Origin of the sequence: Acinetobacter sp. SH024, assembly GCF_000163635.1 — a bacterium.
GTDB classification, from domain to species: Bacteria; Pseudomonadota; Gammaproteobacteria; order Pseudomonadales; family Moraxellaceae; genus Acinetobacter; species Acinetobacter pittii.
The window spans coordinates 210,403-224,003 of sequence record NZ_GG753604.1 but is presented as its reverse complement, the minus strand read 5'-3'; the positions used below and the strand labels follow the sequence as shown (position 1 = coordinate 224,003).

At 38.9% G+C, this 13,601-nt stretch carries 13 protein-coding genes and 1 riboswitch; of the genes, 6 read left to right on the top strand and 7 right to left on the bottom strand.

From position 1 onward, the window contains the following. Nucleotides 1-9 precede the first annotated feature (9 nt). The 3 genes from HMPREF0013_RS22080 to HMPREF0013_RS22070 all read right to left on the bottom strand — a co-directional run bounded on the left by HMPREF0013_RS22080 (nt 10) and on the right by HMPREF0013_RS22070 (nt 3,374). Nucleotides 10-591 carry a L,D-transpeptidase family protein gene (locus HMPREF0013_RS22080; RefSeq protein ID WP_017400286.1) on the bottom strand — a complete coding sequence of 194 codons (582 nt, stop codon included), beginning with the start codon at nt 589-591 and terminating at the stop codon, nt 10-12. Nucleotides 592-659: 68 nt separating this feature from the next. Beyond that, the gene (locus tag HMPREF0013_RS22075) at nt 660-2,102 is read right to left on the bottom strand and encodes a protein adenylyltransferase SelO (protein WP_005804709.1); all 1,443 of its coding nucleotides are present in this window, start codon (nt 2,100-2,102) and stop codon (nt 660-662) included. Nucleotides 2,103-2,201: 99 nt separating this feature from the next. Further along, on the bottom strand, nt 2,202-3,374 hold the full coding sequence (locus HMPREF0013_RS22070) for an acyl-CoA desaturase (RefSeq protein WP_002116208.1): 1,173 nt from the start codon (nt 3,372-3,374) through the stop codon (nt 2,202-2,204). A gap of 208 nt (nt 3,375-3,582) precedes the next feature. On the opposite strand from HMPREF0013_RS22070, the gene HMPREF0013_RS22065 reads away from it, so the two are divergent. Then, entirely contained in the window at nt 3,583-4,116 is a 534-nt protein-coding gene (locus HMPREF0013_RS22065; protein ID WP_017400285.1) for an META domain-containing protein, read from the top strand. Nucleotides 4,117-4,144: 28 nt separating this feature from the next. Here HMPREF0013_RS22065 and HMPREF0013_RS22060 read toward each other — a convergent pair whose 3' ends face one another. The 3 genes from HMPREF0013_RS22060 to HMPREF0013_RS22050 form a co-directional block, all read right to left on the bottom strand. Beyond that, nucleotides 4,145-4,858, bottom strand: a complete 714-nt coding sequence (locus HMPREF0013_RS22060) for a glycerophosphodiester phosphodiesterase (protein ID WP_005804707.1) — start codon at nt 4,856-4,858, stop codon at nt 4,145-4,147. A 74-nt stretch (nt 4,859-4,932) separates the two neighbouring features. Further along, entirely contained in the window at nt 4,933-5,511 is a 579-nt protein-coding gene (locus HMPREF0013_RS22055; RefSeq protein ID WP_005804706.1) for a cob(I)yrinic acid a,c-diamide adenosyltransferase, read from the bottom strand. A 95-nt stretch (nt 5,512-5,606) separates the two neighbouring features. Continuing rightward, nucleotides 5,607-7,523, bottom strand: a complete 1,917-nt coding sequence (locus HMPREF0013_RS22050) for a TonB-dependent receptor plug domain-containing protein (RefSeq protein WP_078210297.1) — start codon at nt 7,521-7,523, stop codon at nt 5,607-5,609. 23 nt (nt 7,524-7,546) lie between these two features. After that, nucleotides 7,547-7,754: riboswitch (cobalamin riboswitch) on the bottom strand. Between the two features lie 126 nt (nt 7,755-7,880). On the opposite strand from HMPREF0013_RS22050, the gene HMPREF0013_RS22045 reads away from it, so the two are divergent. Genes HMPREF0013_RS22045 through HMPREF0013_RS22030 form a run of 4 tightly spaced genes read left to right on the top strand, consistent with a single transcriptional unit; the run spans nt 7,881 to nt 11,308 of the window. Next, nucleotides 7,881-8,540 carry a phosphoribosylanthranilate isomerase gene (locus tag HMPREF0013_RS22045; RefSeq protein WP_005804704.1) on the top strand — a complete coding sequence of 220 codons (660 nt, stop codon included), beginning with the start codon at nt 7,881-7,883 and terminating at the stop codon, nt 8,538-8,540. Next, a complete protein-coding gene (gene trpB, locus HMPREF0013_RS22040; RefSeq protein ID WP_000372734.1) occupies nt 8,524-9,753 on the top strand; it encodes a tryptophan synthase subunit beta in 1,230 nt (409 codons plus the stop codon). Before HMPREF0013_RS22045 ends, trpB begins: the two co-directional genes overlap by 17 nt. 9 nt (nt 9,754-9,762) lie before the next feature. Further along, nucleotides 9,763-10,275, top strand: a complete 513-nt coding sequence (locus HMPREF0013_RS22035) for a DUF1543 domain-containing protein (protein WP_001139542.1) — start codon at nt 9,763-9,765, stop codon at nt 10,273-10,275. Nucleotides 10,276-10,312: 37 nt separating this feature from the next. Next, nucleotides 10,313-11,308: a DUF2804 domain-containing protein gene (locus HMPREF0013_RS22030; RefSeq protein ID WP_005804702.1), complete on the top strand. Its 996-nt coding sequence runs from the start codon at nt 10,313-10,315 to the stop codon at nt 11,306-11,308. A gap of 8 nt (nt 11,309-11,316) precedes the next feature. Here the strand turns inward: HMPREF0013_RS22030 and HMPREF0013_RS22025 are convergent, their stop codons facing one another. After that, nucleotides 11,317-12,192: a metal-dependent hydrolase gene (locus HMPREF0013_RS22025; RefSeq protein WP_005804701.1), complete on the bottom strand. Its 876-nt coding sequence runs from the start codon at nt 12,190-12,192 to the stop codon at nt 11,317-11,319. Nucleotides 12,193-12,313: 121 nt separating this feature from the next. Between HMPREF0013_RS22025 and HMPREF0013_RS22020 the strand changes: the two genes are divergently transcribed. Then, nucleotides 12,314-13,363 (top strand): AraC family transcriptional regulator, encoded by a 1,050-nt coding sequence (locus HMPREF0013_RS22020; RefSeq protein ID WP_005804700.1) that lies wholly within the window; start codon nt 12,314-12,316, stop codon nt 13,361-13,363. The last annotated feature ends 238 nt before the right edge of the window (nt 13,364-13,601 follow it).

The following is a 13,601-nucleotide window of genomic DNA, read 5'->3' as shown; positions in this document are numbered from 1 at the left end:
TTAAAGATTTTATGGATAAATTATAATCTTGGTATGATTGGGTACTAATTGCCAAATTTCATCTATATCTACATTTCTAACCGCGATACATCCTAACGTCCAATCCTTATGGGGCATGTAAGTCGAGCTAAAAGGCATCGAGAGTAATGATTTCGGAACAGATCCATGAATCATGATATCTCCTCCCGTTGGTTGATTATGTTGCTTGGCATAAGCAATATCTTTCGCATCGGGATAGGAAATATGCAAAGATTTATAGTAAGCACTTTGTGAGTTTCGCCAATCTATAGAATAAATCCCTTCAGGTGTTCTACCATCATTTTCAAAGTGTTTATGTCCTTTGGGATTAAAACCGAGACGAATCGGATATTGCCGAATCACGTCCTGATTACTCTTGAGCAGAAGTAGGCGTTGGTTTTTAAACACTTCAATTGAGGTAACAGGCTTGGTCTTGATTATTTCTTGGATCTCTTCATTTGAGAGCGCTTGATGGCTTGACGTAAAAGTCGGTAAATATTTTTCATAATTATAAAAAGCGATTCCCAGTGGAACGATAAGAAGTGTGCAAATAATGAGGGGGTTAATTTTCATATATTATTCTTTGATGTGTAAGAAACTCTCTTAAGCTAAGTGGCTTAAGAGAGTTTAGTTTTTTAATATTAAGATGAACAGCTCACTGCTACATCTGGAACATCACTTGGTAATGGCCCTAAGTCTTGTGGTTGCTCAAGCTCTGGTTGTCTTGTGTATGGGTGATTAAGTAGCTTAAATAAACGATCTACTTCACTAAAATCATCTCGTTCAGCTGCTTCAATAGCACGCTGTGCCATGTGATTACGTAAAATATAAACTGGATTTGCTTTTTGCATATTTGCATCCAGCTCATCAATATCTTGATGTTCACGAATGCTTTCATATTTGCTAAGAAACTCATCAAACTGTCGAATATCAAGACAATCATCTCGTAAAGCTTTGTATTCTTTATTTTGAAGACGAATAAAACTTTGAGTGTAATCGAGTTGTTCAGTTTGTAAGATTCTTAAAAATGCAAAACTACAATCAAGGCTGTCTTTGTGGAAATGGGGAAGTCCCATTTTTTGACATAAACCTTGTCCATAGTGTTCTAAAAAGATTGGTTCAAATTGTTCTAAGCAACGTGCTAACTCTTCTTTAAACTCATCTTTTTGTTCAGGCTCAGCGAGAGGGATTAAATTGTTTAACCACGTCCATAAGTTCCAATGACCTATACTCGGTTGATTTTGATAAGTATAACGGCCTTGGTAGTCCGAGTGATTGTTGATCCAGTTGGGGCGGAAACGCTCCATAAAACCATATGGCCCAAAATCGAGTGTTGAACCTGTAATATTTAAGTTATCGGTATTCATCACTCCATGAGCAAATCCAACCAATTGCCATTTCGCAATCATAATTGCAGTACGTTCAACTACCTTTTTGGCAAAGGATAAAATTGGATTTTCAGTTTCTAAGCATTCTGGATAATGCCATTCAATACATTTTTGAGTGAATTCTGACAGCAACTCAGGCGCATATTGATTAATCCATTCGAAGTGTCCTAAACGAATATGACATTCAGATGTTCTAAGTAGCATTGCGCCTAACTCTAGTTTTTCACGCTGTACACCTTGAGTCGAGGTTGTAAAACCGACTGCATGACTAGATGCGACGCCTAAAGCATTTAGAGCATGTCCTGCTAAATATTCACGGACCACAGAACGTAATACTGCTCGCCCATCTCCCATTCTTGAATAAGGCGTAGGACCTGCACCTTTGAGATGAAGGTCGATGGTTTGGCCCTTTGTATTCAGTATTTGCGCAATCAGTAAGCCACGTCCATCGCCGAGTTGTCCTGCCCATTGTCCGAATTGGTGGCCAGCATAGACCATCGCAAGAGACGGGAATTCAGGGAATGTACGCTGTCCACTACAGATCTCAACCCATGCATTTTTATCGTCTTCTGACCATTGCAGTTCATCAGCCAAAGCACTGTTAAAATGTCCTGCTTTTGCACCAAGTAAGGGTGATGGCTGCTGAACATGAAATAATTTAGACGGAAGTGAAGGGTAGAGCGGATTAAACTGCATAGGCTTAGCAAAATAGAGAGAGCGGATTTCACTATAACACAGTTAAAAAGCAGGCATAAAAATAGCTCCCGAAAGAGCTATTTTAAATCAGAATTTATTTTAGTCTGACACCACGTTGGTATTCTTTTTAACACTACGCATCAGTGTTTCTAAGCATTCGCGGTGATGACTTAAACGGTGTTCAAGCAATTGAAAATCAACTTTAAGCTTATGATCCATTCTATGAATCTTTTCAGCCATTGCTGCTTTTTTAGCTTGTAACTCTTGTTCTTTAAGTTTTGCCCAATCATTTAAGGTGTGTGTAAATGCTTCGTACTCTTGTGCAATACGTTGCTTCATTTGAGTAATGTCTGCATTTACATCATGACCATAAATAGCGAGGTCTTGTTCAGCGTATTTAAATTTCATCGCCAGTTCTGCTTTTTTAATATTAAAGCTTGGAATACGACGTAAATTTTTAGCTAAACCAATTTTAGAACATGACCAGATCAACCATTTTGTTGGGTCATATTGCCACCATTTCACACCATTACGATAGTCGTATTGGAAGATATGGTGATAGTTGTGGTAACCCTCGCCCCAAGTGGCAATGGCTAACCAGAAATTATCACGTGCTGAGTTTTCGTCTGTATAAGGACGTTTACCAAACATATGGCAAAGCGAGTTAATAAAGAATGTAACTTGATGGCTAATGATTAAACGTAAGAGACCACCTAGGAGAACTACACCCCATAGATCACCTGTTGCCCAACCAATTAAACCTAAAATACCAACATGAACTGCAACTACAAGTAGCGCGTAATATTTATGTTGGAACATGACCAGTTTATCATTGAGTAGGTCTGGTGCATTTTTAAAGTCTGGCTCAGATGGCGAATGATCGCGGATCATCCAACCCATATGGGCATACCAAAAACCACGCTCAATCGAATACGGATCTTCATCAACATCATCAACATGTCGATGGTGAGTACGGTGACCAGATGCCCAGAACAAAATACTATTTTGTACGGCAAATGTTCCACCGATCATTAAAAGAATTTTAAGCGGTAACGACGCTTCATAAGCTCGGTGAGCCCAAAGGCGATGGTAACCAGCAGTAATCCCCATACTACTTAGAGCTAAAAGAAAAAATAAGCTTACCCATGCGCTTACACTAAAATCATAATAATACGCATAAATCGGGATTATGATTGCGGCAAGAATTGGTAAACCAATTAAGGTAATGCTAGCGGTCCAGTTAATTGGGGCTTTGAGTGGGGCGGAAGTCATATCCGGCAGCGCTCCTAGAATCCTTGTGAAACAAGGTACAAAGACAAAACGACATAGCAAAACCAATCATCAAGATATATTGCTATTCTATCCTTCATATTAGCACGTGCTTAGTGAGAATCACTAGCATTATTGTACAGATGTATTGAAAGAACCGTAACAGAATTAAACTATGTCAAAGAGTTTTTCAAGCAGGAGAAGTTGTTTAATGAATGTACAACGATTGAAAAAAAAGAACAGCATTGATATTTCAAGAAAATTATCATTGAAGTGTGTCTTGGTCACAATCAGTCTTGTATTAGCCGCATGTCAAAGTGCACCCGAACAAACTACGAAAAAAGTTCAAACAAAAAGAACAGTTCATCAGACTCAAGCACCTGTTGTAAAAAAGAGAGTGAGTCCAGATGGCATTCAAGATATTGATTGGCAGATCACTCAGATCAGTGGTCATAAGGCAAAATTTTTTAACCAATGGCCTACTCTTTCACTGAACTCAGCAGTCAAAACAGTATCGGGACATACTGGCTGTAATGCTGTTTTTGGCCGTTATACATTTAATTTCAGTCAGCAAAAACTTGATATGCAAGTAAATGCAGGCCATTCAAGCTGTGATGGTGCTTTGGCTCAAGAAGCAGAGCTGGTAGATGCTTTGCAACGTATTCAACGCTTCCAACTCGTAGGTAATACGCTATATCTACTTGACCAGAGTGGTCAGCGCCTCATTCAGGCACAAAAGAAATAAAAGGTGGTTTTTACCACCTTTTTTATATTTATAGAGCTTCTAACATCGTGGTTGGAATATCTGTAATTAAGCCCTGAATTTCTAAATCACGCAGCCTTTTTGCTCTTTCTACATCATTGACTGTCCAGACACTAATGTTCAAACCAGCTTGATGAGACAGTTGGATCATTTCATCTGTTGCCAGCTGATCATGCCAACCAATATGACCGCAACCATATTGATGCGCGAGTTCAATTGCCGTTGCCCCAACAGGAAGTTCAACTAACAATCCGCGTTTAAATTGAGAGTTTATATCGCGTAAGGCGGTTAGAATTTGAAGATCAAAACTTGTGATGGTTACGACTTTTTCAAAGCCCTGTAATTCCGTCTCAAGCTTTTGAACGAGCTTTTCGGCCAATGCCATATCTCTTACAGCTTTAACTTCAACTTCAATATGATCAAAATTATCAAGTAAGTTTAAAACACCTGTAAGGGTCGGTGTTGGTTCAGAAGTTGGCCAATTGGGCCAGCCTTGCCGATGATCGAATGACAACGCTTGAGCCAAAGTCGATTGCTCTACAATTTGATCGACTCCAGCTGTACGCAAAAAATTGTCATCATGAATAACAACTAACTCTTGGTCTTGAAGCTGACGAATATCAAATTCGATACCACGAATACCTAAATTTTTTATGTGCTGAAACCCACCAAGTGTATTTTCAGGAGCTTCTCGGCGTGCACCACGATGGCCAATAATGCGCATAATTTTCTTCTATGAAATATTTTAACTATGGTCTCTTTAAAAAGAGTAGAGACCATGTTTAATCTAATCTATTTTTAAATAATCTCATTAATATTTTTTTGCCAAAGTACTTCTTGTCCGCCTTCGGCACGCTGTAAAGCACGCGATGCGACAAATAACCAGTCAGATAGACGGTTTAAAAGTTGGAGTGCTGTAGCTTGAATATTTTGATCACGAGTTTGTACTGACATGAGCGATCGTTCTGCACGGCGGCAAACGGCACGGGCTTGATGAGCATAACTACAAGATAAAGAACCAGACGGTAGAATAAACTCCTTAAGCATCGGTAAGTCTTCATTCATACGGTCAATTTCTTTTTCAAGAAATTCAATACAAACGGGCTGGAGTAGATTGTAGTTTGGAATACAAACCTCTCCACCTAAATCAAAAAGCCAATGTTGAATCAGACTTAAGCTTTTATCCCAATCAGCCTTATTAGTTACTTGGCTATCTGTGATTTGAGCACGAAGTACCCCAATAATGGCGTTGAGTTCATCAACATCACCAAGTGCTGCAATTCGTAAATCGTCCTTGGCAACACGAGAACCATCGCCTAAACCTGTTGTACCTGAGTCGCCTGTGCGTGTATAGATTTTGCTTAAACGGTGTCCCATGATGGATATCCTGAACATAAAAAAGGGATAATGTCGGTCAGAACATTACCCCGAAACTGGAGTTAAGAAAATATTTTTATAGTTGGCGTGAGAAATTAATAACGGAAAGTTACGCCAACAGAAGCTTGACGTCCACCGTTCACATACCAGTTACTAAAGTTGTAAACTGTTTTATATTCAGCATCACCTACATTTTCGATATTAGTAAATACTTTAACGTTTGGATTGATATTCCAGTAAGCATTTAAATCGACAGTAGCATAGCCTGGTACTTTTTGTGGATTAGAGCTATTCTGCGCATTAGAGCTAGAGCGGGCAATAACAGAAGCGCTAACACCGTAAACAGCATTTTCTAAGCCTGTAGTTAAGGTAAGTGTTTGTTTAGGTCGATAAGCAATTTCTAAACCAGTTTCTTTATTCTCAGTTTTTACATAGGCATATTCAGTCGATAAAAATAGATCATCTTGTTTCCATTTAAATCCAACTTCTCCTCCAGAAAATTGTGCTTTGTTTAGATTTTCATAAGTACTTGTCGTTGTATTAGTTGCAACATCAAAGCTTGAAGTTGAGGCAATTAAATTTTTGACGTCTGTTTTGTATGCCGATAAATATGCTGTTAATGCAGGAGTAAACTGATGATCTAAGCCAATTTCATATGAAGTACTTTCTTCTGGTTTTAGATCAGTATTCCCATAAGTATGATAAATTCCAAAAGAACCATAATCCGCTTCGCTGTGATAATACAATTCAGTAAGTGAAGGAGCTCTAAATGCTGTTCCGATATTTGCATATATACTGGTTGACGGTAATACAAAGTAACGAATAGCCCCTTGTCCTACATTATGTGTTCCAAATTTTTCATTATCTTCGAGGCGGACGCCTAATTGCGTGCTGATTTTATCAGTTTTATATTGATGTTGTAGATAATAGCCAGTAGAGTCAATATCTTGCTTTCCATTTAAAATGGAGGCATCTTGATACTCTGTATTATCAATGCTTGCTCCAACCAAGATATTTTGTGCCTGTGTAAATTGCCACTTAACATTTAAATCACCTTCATTGCGTTTAGTGTCGGCATGATAAGGTGATGATTCACGATAATCTTGTGTATCTTTAAAATTAGAATATCTTGTATTGATAGTGATATTAGATGTCGGTTTATATTCGACTCTAGTGCTGAATAATTGATTGTCAAACTCACGTTTAGCTGTATTGCTTATGCCACCATTGTCTGAATAATTATTAGCACCCTTGTTTTGAGAAATTTCAACATTTGCATTTAGGTTGTTCTTGTTGTCATAACCTATTTTTGCGCTATAACCTTTTTGATCATAAGCAGCTTTTAAATTGTCTGGTTGAGTGTTGAAAATATGCGTTCCATCACTTTCCATACTTTGCCCACGAATTTGAGCAAAGAACCCTTCATTGCTGACTAAATCTGTTCCAATAATCGCTTTATAAGTATTATCTTCACCATAAATACCTGTAACGAATGCAGAGTTTCTTTCAGGTGAAGATGTAATCATTTGGATCACACCGCCAATCGCATCAGTACCATATTGAACTGATGCAGGACCTTTTAAGATTTCAATGCGGTCAAGATTAGTTGTATCTAAAAGTTCAGGATAGATCGGAGAAAGGGTATTTGGAGTATTTAGACGTGCTCCATCTTTTAATAACAGTACATGATTTGGATTTGTACCACGAATCAAAAGATTAGTGCCTTGTCCAAGACCACCATTTTGTTTGATATAAATAGATGCATCTTTTTGTAAGATACTAGATAAATTTGAAATAGGATTTTTTTCAATTTCTTCTTTTGAAATCACTGAAATACGCGCCGGAACTTCACTCGCTTTTTCAGCACTTTTGGAAGCAGTCACTACAATTGGATCAAGCTGAGTTACATTCGTTGTATCTTCAGCAAAAATAACAGGTGAAAACCCCATCGCAATAGCGATAGCCCCTACCAGACGAGTAGGTTGAAAAGACTTAGACATAACATGCTCCATACATTCACCCCACGTGAATGATCGGGTAGATAGATGAAACAAGTAGGTCTCCGGACTTCAGCGCCATATTTAATTTATGGACATATTCACCTTCCCACATTACTGCAGTGGTGTAAGTCGAGAACGACTTAAAAAATATGCTTTACATTGTTACCGTTGCGGGGGCAGTGCCGGACTTTCACCAGCTTCCCTAAAGCATGAATTGCTTACACTTGCTTCCAATTTTACGCAGTATAAAGTGGCGATTTACTTCATACAATGTCATTTGGAGCAATTCCCTGAGAACTTTTACGCAAGGGACAAAAATTGCATTACAATGGCGCTTATTTTAAGAAATGGTTGTAGTTTAGGCAGATCATGAGCCAATCAAACCAAAAACGTACACGAGCAAAAATCTGTGGAATTACTCGTATTCAAGATGTTCAAGCAGTTGTTGCTGCTGGAGCAGATGCGATTGGTTTTGTTTTTTTTCCGCCAAGCCCAAGACATGTTACGGTTGAACAGGCCCAAGAATTAGCAAAAGTAATTCCACCTTATGTACAAATGATAGGTTTGTTTGTAAATGCGAGTGCTACTGAAATTCAGGATGTACTTGATTGTGTTCCCCTAGATGTATTACAACTACATGGCGATGAAACTCCAGAACAATGTCAGGAAATTGCTCGCCATTGTAAACGTCGCTGGTATAAAGCGATTCAGGTTAAACCTGATCTGGATGTAGTTGCTGAAATTCAAAAATATCAGGCAGCTGGTGCCAGTGCTGTATTGCTCGATGCGTGGCATCCTGAGCTCAAAGGGGGGACAGGACATCAGTTTGACTGGTCTAAATTCCCAAAACTTGATATTCCATTAATCTTGGCAGGTGGTTTAACCCCTGACAATGTCATTGACGCTATTCATACTACCGGTGCTTTTGCAGTAGATGTGAGCGGAGGCGTAGAATCCGCAAAAGGTATAAAAGACCAACAACTCATTGAACGATTTATGCAAGGAGTCCAACGTGGATCAGCAAAATAATGTGATTGACTATACCCAATTCCCAGATGCAAATGGGCATTTCGGTATCCATGGCGGACGTTTTGTGTCAGAAACTCTAATGGCGGCATTAGAAGATTTGGAAAATCTCTATTCCCGCATGAAAAATGATGAACAGTTTTTGGCAGAATTCGACCGTGACCTCGCCTACTATGTAGGTCGTCCTAGTCCACTTTATTATGCTGAGCGATGGTCAAAAGAGTTAGGTGGTGCGCAAATTTACCTTAAACGTGAAGACTTGAACCATACTGGCTCACACAAGGTAAACAACACGATTGGTCAGGCGTTATTGGCAAAGCTTTCTGGTAAAAAACGTATTATTGCCGAAACTGGTGCTGGGCAGCATGGTGTAGCAACAGCAACAATTGCAGCACGTTTAGGTCTTGAATGTGTTGTTTATATGGGTGCTGAAGACGTTAAGCGTCAAGCGATGAACGTTTACCGTATGCGTTTGTTAGGTGCAACAGTTGTACCTGTGCAAAGTGGCTCTAAAACATTAAAAGATGCCATGAACGAAGCGATGCGTGACTGGGTAACCAACGTTGATACAACATATTATGTGATTGGTACAGTTGCAGGCCCACATCCTTATCCTCAACTTGTTCGTGACTTCCAGTCAATTATTGGTCGTGAAGCGCGTAAACAGATTTTGGAACAAGCAGGTCGCTTACCAGATGCATTAGTTGCCTGTGTAGGTGGCGGTTCAAATGCAATGGGCTTGTTCTATCCATTCTTAAACGATGCCAACGTGAAAATGTATGGTGTTGAAGCAGCTGGTTTTGGTATTGAAACTGGTAAACACTCTGCGCCGTTAAATGCAGGTCATGTGGGTGTATTACATGGTAATCGTACTTATTTAATGAGTGATGAACAGGGCCAGATTATTGAGACACATAGTATCTCGGCGGGCCTTGATTATCCGGGTGTTGGCCCTGAACATAGCTTCTTGAAAGATATGAAGCGTGTAGAGTACGTGCCGATTAATGATACAGAAGCTCTACAAGGTTTCCGTGATTTAACTAAAATTGAAGGGATTATTCCTGCGCTTGAAAGCTCGCATGCGATGGCTTATGTCTCTAAGCTTGCACCGACGATGTCTAAAGATCAGATTATTATTGCGACTGTTTCAGGTCGTGGTGATAAAGATTTAATGACAGTTGCACGTATTGATGGCGTAGAAATGGTCGAGATGTAAGAGGATATAATGCCAAGTTTGTTTATGGTGATGTTAGGCGGGCGTCATGCACGCGCTAATACAGAAGTTCATGATGTAGTCATGGCTGTAGGAGATACTTTGGAAGAAGTTTATCCTCAACTTAAACAGGCTTGGTTTGGTGAGGCTCAAGGATTACATATTGATGCTTGGGCCAAGCTCTCTGGTGTTAGCTCTCAAGGGCAAAATTATCAAATTCACTTTACAGATGCTGCTCCACAACCAGATGATTTAAAATTATATTTAATTAATCTAGGTGGATATAATGCAAGTGAATTCGGTGAACTTCACCGTTATGAGTTTGTGGTTGCACCGAATGCGGTAGCTGCCAAACAATTAGGTAAACAATTTATAGATCGGCAGTGGCAAAAAGCACATACAGATCGAGTCATTGATATTGATGACTGCTTAGCAATAGATTGTGTAGCAGGGCGCTATATTCATTTAATAAAAGGCGATTTTGCTGAAACAATTTGGGAAAATACGTATTTGACCGTGGTATAGGTCATTTGAAATCTAATATTCATATGGAAGTGGGTAAATGGATTTAATTCAAGAAAATGGACAGCCTCGCTACGGGCGTTTTGAATCTGTACCGTCAACCATTCACGTACAACATTATATTTATAAAACCCCTTATGGTAAGGTCCTTAAAGGCTGGCGTAAGCAATTAAAATATAAAAAATTTAAATTCTGCGGCATTCAACATAAACACTATAGTATTGGTCTGGCAATTGCAGATATTGGCTGGGTTGGGCATGGCTTTTTCTATATTTATGACCATGAAACAGGGCAAGTCATCGAGTGGAATGCCATTCAGCCTTTAGGTCATAAAACCTACCTTGATGAACAACCTTTATTTAATCAAAGTTATTTTTCTAAGTCTCCTTATCAGTTTGATATCCAGCATGCCAATGGTGTGCGATACATTCGAGTCACTAAATATGGTGAGATTCAACTTAGCGCTCGTATTTTTTGTGCTGGAACCGATATATTAAGTTTGTGTACACCAACTGGCATCAATGGTTGGACTTATACCCAAAAGCAGACCACATTGGCTGTAGAGGGAATGTTTATTAATAAGCAAAACCAAGTCGTACAATTTGATGAAAAGACATTTGCCTCTTTAGATGATACCTGCGGTTTTTTGCGACCTGAAACGGCTTGGTTCTGGCTTTCATGTAATTTCTGGGATGAGCAAGGGCGTCGTATAGGGCTAAATCTGGCTTCTGGTGTTAATGAAAGTTTTGGTAATGAAAACTGCTTATGGATTAACGGAGTCTTATTTCCACTAACTGATGTTTTATTTGAAAAAGTAAATGATGAGCTTTGGCAAATTAGCTCTTTAGATCAAAAGCTTAATCTCCAAGTGCATATTGGTTGGTGCCGATATGAAAATATAAACTTAAGAATGATCGGCAGCCAGTTCAATCAGTGGCAAGCTAAAATTAGCGGCGCGATTGAGCATGAGGCAACCGATATCATCAATTGCAACGAACAATATGGTTTACTAGAACAACATTATGCGAAATGGTAACAAGCAGGTTATAAACCTGCTTGCCAGAATGCCTCACCAGCTGCAATAGGATCATTTGTCTTTTCGAGTGTTTCAATCCAAACAGGATATTGACGAATGACTGGATGCTGACTTGGATGAAAGTCTTTTTTAAACCAATCTAAATATTGGCTTTTCATGGCAGTTAATGTGCCATTTTTGCCGAAGAACCAAGGTAAACCTTTAAGGTTCATCAAGAGTCTTTCTCTTGGACTAAAGCCATCACATTTCAACATGATGTTGGTGCGATAGAGTGTAAAGCCAAACATTAGTACTGTCGTAAGAACCAATACAAAACGACGAGTCGACTCAGGAACTTCACCTACTTGTTTCATGACATCAAAAGCAACATCACGGTGCTCCATCTCTTCAATGGCATGCCACGCGAATAGCGCTCGAACATAGGGGTGAGCATTTTCTAAAGTTTTTTTATGGCTATAAAAGGTTTCTGCCATTAGTGCTGTTAAATGTTCCGCTGCCGCTGTCATCGCAATATTGTATTGTGGTGAGCGTTTGGTGAGTTCAAAACGAAAAATTTTTTTAAGTGTGGCTGTGAACTGGTCAACAGGCATGCCTTGCTCTTTCATGAGCTGATTCATTTTGTCATGTGCAATACCGTGTTGAGCTTCTTGTTTAATAAAGTCTGCAACCCGTTTTTGTAGTTCGGGATCATCAATTTTGTCTCGGAACATACGGACACATTCAATAAAATAACGCTCTCCATCTGGAAAGGTTAAGCTGAGCGCATCAAACATACGAGTCAAAAAGGGATCATTATTAAACCAAAAGCGAGGCGCTTCGTTTAAATGAAAATCTAGATCTTTACGAACTACTGGCTCGACCTGATAAGAAACATGTGCGTTCATATTTTTATTTCTCGCATCTAACATGTTCATTAGTATGTCGCTAATAGTCGGCTTTGTTTTGACAGTTATTGCCAATTTTTATACAGTTTGCGACAAGATGGCATTAAAAAAAGGATGAGCCATGCAGGATTTTACGATTTCAAATGGTTATTTTTATCTTTGGAATACTTATCTAAAAGAAAAAGGAATCGATTGGCAGGCATTAAACCTTACAGATGTTCAGGCCCGTCAAGTTCAAAATATTTTAGCTTCATCTATTGATGCTCAATCTTCTTTAAACTTTTTTCTTGAACTTTTAGAGCTGACAGAGTCTCGTCTACAAGTTTCTAATTTAGCCCTAGAAATGGCAACTTGTATTACACCTGCCAATTTTGGTGTACTGGGATACATGGCTTCTCGAAGTGGCAGCTTTGCAGAGGTTCTTGAATATGTCATGAAATTCCATCGTCTCGTGATTGACGGTGAGCAAGTCGTGCCTATGCAAGTTGAACAAGATGCTTCTAATATCCGTTTGTATTGGCCGCTAGTTGATGCCAGTAATATCATACTTTGTGAGCTGACTTTAGCTGCTATGGTTCAGCTTGCTAAACAAATTGCTCCTTTCCATGATTTTCTCTTGCAGCATGTTGAGTTTGTGCACCGCTCACGTGGTCCATTAGTTCACTATCAGCGTTTCTTTCAATGTAAATTATCATTTGAGCAACCTTACTATGCATTAACTTTTGCAAGTGAGGGATTGAATGTTCGTCCTCGACATGCAGACCCCAGCTTAATGCAACTTTTAGTGAAACAAGCAGAAGAGGCATTAGCTCAGCGGAAAATACATACAGATTTAGCCCAGCAAATACATTGGATTGTTCATGAATATTTTAAACACAAGCAACAAGCCCCTAAAATAGAGGATATTGCCATCGAGTTGAATATTTCAGTACGAAGCTTGCAGCGTCAATTACAGTCATTAAATACTTCATTTAAATTAATTTTAGATACTGAACGCATGAAACGCTGTGAAATATTACTTCACCAAAATGAAAGCCTCACCACAATTGCTGAACAGTTGGGATATTCAGATCAGTCGGCACTTGCACGCGCTCATAAAAATTTGACAGGACAAACTTTACTCACGCGGAAAAGGGAATTACAACTCGCCAATAAAAATATTGAGAAATAAGTTTTGTGTGATTGTTTTTTGATCAGTTAGCAATCTAATAATGGCTCGAAAATAGGAAGCTTTGATCATTGAGAAAAGTTTCAAAATATTGATAAATGTACACCATGGGTTGTATGAATCATACAATCGAATATCGCCATAACGTTAGACCTGTTCAATGGACAAAAAATAGCGTTAAAATGCGATGTTCTTGTATTTCTACAAACAACTCCTCAATTTTAAATAATTCAAGGAAAGC

Excerpts from the sequence above, each read along its gene's own strand:
- HMPREF0013_RS22080 (WP_017400286.1), bottom strand. The coding sequence starts at position 591 with ATGAAAATTAACCCCCTCATTATTTGCACACTTCTTATCGTTCCACTG.
- HMPREF0013_RS22075 (WP_005804709.1), bottom strand. The coding sequence starts at position 2,102 with ATGCAGTTTAATCCGCTCTACCCTTCACTTCCGTCTAAATTATTTCAT.
- HMPREF0013_RS22070 (WP_002116208.1), bottom strand. The coding sequence starts at position 3,374 with ATGACTTCCGCCCCACTCAAAGCCCCAATTAACTGGACCGCTAGCATT.
- HMPREF0013_RS22065 (WP_017400285.1), top strand. The coding sequence starts at position 3,583 with ATGAATGTACAACGATTGAAAAAAAAGAACAGCATTGATATTTCAAGA.
- HMPREF0013_RS22060 (WP_005804707.1), bottom strand. The coding sequence starts at position 4,858 with ATGCGCATTATTGGCCATCGTGGTGCACGCCGAGAAGCTCCTGAAAAT.
- HMPREF0013_RS22055 (WP_005804706.1), bottom strand. The coding sequence starts at position 5,511 with ATGGGACACCGTTTAAGCAAAATCTATACACGCACAGGCGACTCAGGT.
- HMPREF0013_RS22050 (WP_078210297.1), bottom strand. The coding sequence starts at position 7,523 with ATGGAGCATGTTATGTCTAAGTCTTTTCAACCTACTCGTCTGGTAGGG.
- HMPREF0013_RS22045 (WP_005804704.1), top strand. The coding sequence starts at position 7,881 with ATGAGCCAATCAAACCAAAAACGTACACGAGCAAAAATCTGTGGAATT.
- HMPREF0013_RS22035 (WP_001139542.1), top strand. The coding sequence starts at position 9,763 with ATGCCAAGTTTGTTTATGGTGATGTTAGGCGGGCGTCATGCACGCGCT.
- HMPREF0013_RS22030 (WP_005804702.1), top strand. The coding sequence starts at position 10,313 with ATGGATTTAATTCAAGAAAATGGACAGCCTCGCTACGGGCGTTTTGAA.
- HMPREF0013_RS22025 (WP_005804701.1), bottom strand. The coding sequence starts at position 12,192 with ATGAACGCACATGTTTCTTATCAGGTCGAGCCAGTAGTTCGTAAAGAT.
- HMPREF0013_RS22020 (WP_005804700.1), top strand. The coding sequence starts at position 12,314 with ATGCAGGATTTTACGATTTCAAATGGTTATTTTTATCTTTGGAATACT.